This window comes from Parafrankia sp. BMG5.11, assembly GCF_004337455.1.
In genome coordinates this window covers 1-1190 of the sequence record NZ_SJXI01000169.1, presented here as the reverse complement: position 1 = coordinate 1190, position 1190 = coordinate 1, and the positions used below count along the sequence as shown (strand labels likewise).

Here is a 1190-nt window from a genome sequence, read left to right as displayed (position 1 = left end):
CCCCGGCCACCGTGCTGCGCTGGCACCATGATCTCCTCGCACGACAATGGACCCACCCACGCAAGACACCCGGACGGCCATCGATCCGCCAGGAGATCCGCGAGCTGGTCCTGCGCCTCGCACAGGAGAACCCGGCCTTGGGACACCACAGGATCCAAGGAGAACTCGCCGGGCTGGGCTACCCGGTCGGGGTCGCCACCATCTGGCGGATCCTGCACCGCACCGGTGTCGACCCCGTGCCCCGGCGGATCGACACATCTTGGCGCACGTTCCTGTCCGCCCAGGCCTCCGCCATCCTGGCCTGCGATTTCTTCACAGTGGACACCATGTTCCTCCAACGGATCTACGTGTTCTTCGTCGTCGAACACGCCACCCGCCGTGCCCATGTCCTTGGAGCAACGAAACACCCAACCGCGGCATGGATCACCCAGCACGCCCGGAACCTGCTGATGGATCTCGAAGATCGCAGCCGCAGGTTCCGGTTCCTCATCCGTGACCGCGACACAAAGTTCACGGCTTCGTTCGACGCCGTCTTCACCGCAGCCGGCATCGACGTGGTACGCACACCGCCACAGTCACCCCAGGCAAACGCGATCGCGGAACGCTGGGTCGGCACCGCCCGCCGCGAATGCACCGACAGATTATTGATCGTCTCTGAACGGCACCTGACCACCGCCCTCACCAGCTACGCCGAGCATTTCAACACCCAGCGGCCTCACCGCTCCCTCGGCCAGCATCCGCCCGACTCACCACCCGTGGTCACCCCGGCCCCGGGTTCCACCGTCCGTCGCACACGCATCCTCGGCGGGCCGATCAACGAGTACCGCAACGCCGCCTGACGACACCCCCTGACGATCACGTCAGCCGCAAAAGGCCAGCTCACAGGCCGAAACCCGAATTTCGGAGCCCCACAGGCTGCTCCCGCACGACCTGCCACCCTGGCAGACGATTGATCACTACTGGCGCCTGCGGCGGGTAGAAGGCCGTTGGGAGCAGGCCTGGCCCGGAGCGCCTCGGGAGACCAGACTCGTTCGGCGATCGCCTGGTACAGCTGGGCACCACATCCGTAGGCTCCACTCTCGATCATCGGGGTGGACGAACCTCCTTGTCCGCGCCCATCGGGCTACTGCGGGACGGGGAGCGTCGTGTCATTCAGTTGCAGACGTGCTGGTACTGACGATTAATGTGTG

General features: G+C 65.5%; 1 protein-coding gene and 1 pseudogene. Both read left to right on the top strand.

Features of this window, described 5'->3' with window-relative positions; all coding sequences use genetic code 11:
- Positions 1–839, top strand: an 839-nt coding sequence (locus E0504_RS48835) for an integrase core domain-containing protein (RefSeq protein WP_131627982.1), incomplete at its 5' end; no start/stop codon positions are given.
- 73 nt (positions 840–912) lie between these two features.
- Positions 913–996 (top strand): annotated as a pseudogene (locus E0504_RS51785) (IS5/IS1182 family transposase); the annotation flags it as partial.
- Positions 997–1190 lie beyond the last annotated feature (194 nt).